The following is a 2724-nucleotide window of genomic DNA, read 5'->3' as shown; positions in this document are numbered from 1 at the left end:
AGAACAAAGGTTAAAATCATAAGCTATTTGTCTTAAGTTTTCCCATCTATCATCTTCAAAAGTATTTTGAACAAATTGTGCTTCATTTCTAAAGACTGCATTTCCACAAGAACCACCATGAGGTCCTGGCTTTAGATTTGCTAAAACATCATGTCCTACTTGTGGAATTGAAGGGGCTGTTAAAACATTCATTAAGTTAGTTTTTTCATTTACAAACATTATTGAGGCTACTGAATTATCAAGTAATGATTCAGCCATAATACATAAACGATTTAAAATTTTTGAACTTTTTTCATGTGATGCAATCATAGTTAATATTTCTTGTTGAATATTTAATATATCATTGTATTGTTTTGGAGTAATCTCTACTTCATCAATAAGTGTATCATTTAAATTAATACATTCTTGTGTTTGTTTCATTTTAAATCCATCTTGTATAATTAATTATAATTTTTTTAATAAACCATTTTACAATTTTTTTAATCAAGAAAAGGTAAATAAGAAAAAACTAAATTACAGCACCAGAAGCTCCCATAATCTCTAAAGCGTCTTCACTCATCATCTCTTTACTCCATGGTGGAGAAAATGTAAGAACAACTGAAACTTCATCAATTTCATCTACTGCTAATGTTACGTATTTTACTTGTTCTAATAATGAATCAGCCACTGGACAAGAAGGACTTGTTAGTGTCATTTCAACAGTACAATATAGATAATTACTTTTTGTTTCAAAGTTTATAGAATAGATTAATCCTAAATCATATACATTTGCAGGAATCTCAGGGTCAAAAACTTGTTTTAAATTTTCTATTACTTTATTTTGTAATATTTCATATTTTTCTTTATCGTCCATATTGCATCCTTTTTTATGCTTTTTGAATATACTCTTTTATTTTTTTTATCATTCCTATTACTCCACTTTGTCTATTTGGAGTAACAATTTCTGTTAATTTTAAATCAAATACAATATCCATATCTGCATTTTTAAGTTCATCTATACTTGAATCTGAAAATATTTTTAAAATTATATAAACTAAACCTTTTACAATAATTGCATCAGATGTTCCATAAAAATATAATTTCCCATCTTTTTCTTTACATACTAACCAAACTTGAGAAGTACAACCATGAACAATATTTTTAGCAACTTTATCTTTTTCATCAAACTCTTCTAGTTTTTTACCTAAATCTATTATATATTCATATTTTTCTAGTTCATTTTCAAAAAAATCTAAATCTTCTTTTATATCTTCAACTCTTTGTTCTATACTCATATTTTATCCTTGATTACGCATCTAACATTTGTAATGCTTTTCTTAATGCTGTTATTAATTCACTTACATCATTATAGTCATTGTAAAAAGCAATAGAAACTCTAATTGTTCCTTTTACATTAAGTTGTTTCATTATTGGTTGTGCGCAATGATGTCCTACTCTTAATGCAATATTCATCTTGTCAAGTAAAATTCCAATATCATCATGAACTAAACCTTCAAAATTAAAACTTCTACTACCTATTGAATCATTAATATCATTATAAAATATTATTTTAGGTATTTTTCTTAATTCTTCATCTAAATATCTATAAACATCATTTTCAACTATTTGAATATTTTCATAACCAATAATATTTAAATACTCTAATGCTTTACCAAAACCAATAATTCCAGCAATATTTTGTGTTCCTGCTTCGAATTTATAAGGAGAGTCTAAAAGTGTTGAAGTGTTAAATGTAACTTCATCTATAGTAGCACCACCTGTTTGATAAGGCTCTATTTCTTTTAGATATTTTTCTTTTACATAAATAGCTCCAACTCCTGTTGGACCAAATGTTTTATGTGCAGATATTGCAAAAAAATCAACATCTAAGTCTTGCATATCAACTTTTAAATGAGCTAAACTTTGAGCTCCATCTACCATTACAACTGCATCATACTTATGAGCAAGTTCCGTGATTTTTTTTATATCATAGATTTTTCCAAAAGCATTTGAAATATGAGTAACACTTACAAAAGATTTTGGGTTGTTTTTTAATATTTGTTCAAAATGCTCAAAATCAAAATCTAGATTATTATTGCATCTTACAACTTCTAAACCATTACCTAAAGTTCTTTTTTGCATATGCCATGGCACGATATTTGAGTGATGCTCTAACGATGAAATAATTACAGTTTTAAAGTTTTTAGCATAAGAATTTGCTATAAAATTAATAGATTCTGTAACACCTTTTGTAAATATTATCTCTTCATTTTTAGAAGCATTTATAAACTCTTTTAATAAAGTCCTAGTTTTTTCAAAATTTATTGTTGCTTTATTTGCATGACCAAAATTACTTCTATGTGTATTTGAACAATATTTTTCATAATATTCGATTTGTGAATCAATTACACATTGTGGTTTTTGTGTTGTTGCTGCATTATCTAAATATACTGTTTTTGAGTTATTAAAGTATGGAAAATCCTTTTTAAACATAGTTGTTCCTTTTATAATCAAGTATAAACTCTTTTATTTGTTCATCTTGTATATTATTATATATTTTGGCTTCAAAAGCATCTAAAAGCATAGAATAAGCTTTATCTTTTGATATTCCTCTTGATTGTAAATATAATAATTGCTCATCATCTAATGTTCCCGTTGTTGCTCCATGACTAGCTTCAAGCTCATCTATTAAAATTTCAAGATGTGGCTGTGCAAAAATAACAGCATCATTTGATAGAAGAATAG

At 26.5% G+C, this 2724-nt stretch carries 5 protein-coding genes; all 5 read right to left on the bottom strand.

Annotated elements, in window-relative coordinates; translation table 11 throughout:
- Positions 1–420, bottom strand: a 420-nt coding sequence (locus tag ACERKK_RS12695) for a GAF domain-containing protein (RefSeq protein WP_373773445.1), incomplete at its 3' end; no start/stop codon positions are given.
- Between the two features lie 88 nt (positions 421–508).
- A complete protein-coding gene (locus ACERKK_RS12690; protein WP_373773444.1) occupies positions 509–853 on the bottom strand; it encodes a metal-sulfur cluster assembly factor in 345 nt (114 codons plus the stop codon).
- Positions 854–866: 13 nt separating this feature from the next.
- The gene (locus ACERKK_RS12685) at positions 867–1274 is read right to left on the bottom strand and encodes a SufE family protein (protein WP_373773443.1); all 408 of its coding nucleotides are present in this window, start codon (positions 1272–1274) and stop codon (positions 867–869) included.
- A gap of 13 nt (positions 1275–1287) precedes the next feature.
- Positions 1288–2472: an aminotransferase class V-fold PLP-dependent enzyme gene (locus ACERKK_RS12680; protein ID WP_373773442.1), complete on the bottom strand. Its 1185-nt coding sequence runs from the start codon at positions 2470–2472 to the stop codon at positions 1288–1290.
- Positions 2465–2724: SufD family Fe-S cluster assembly protein (locus ACERKK_RS12675; protein ID WP_373773441.1), on the bottom strand; the 260-nt coding region annotated here is incomplete at its 5' end. The genes ACERKK_RS12680 and ACERKK_RS12675, both read right to left, overlap by 8 nt.

Origin of the sequence: Poseidonibacter sp. (assembly GCF_041821165.1) — a bacterium.
Lineage (GTDB): Bacteria > Campylobacterota > Campylobacteria > Campylobacterales > Arcobacteraceae > Poseidonibacter.
The sequence above is the reverse complement of the archived record's forward strand: the minus strand, read 5'-3'. Positions and strand labels throughout refer to the sequence as shown.

Coding starts and splice junctions, on each gene's coding strand:
- ACERKK_RS12690 (WP_373773444.1), bottom strand. CDS start 853: ATGGACGATAAAGAAAAATATGAAATATTACAAAATAAAGTAATAGAA.
- ACERKK_RS12685 (WP_373773443.1), bottom strand. CDS start 1,274: ATGAGTATAGAACAAAGAGTTGAAGATATAAAAGAAGATTTAGATTTT.
- ACERKK_RS12680 (WP_373773442.1), bottom strand. CDS start 2,472: ATGTTTAAAAAGGATTTTCCATACTTTAATAACTCAAAAACAGTATAT.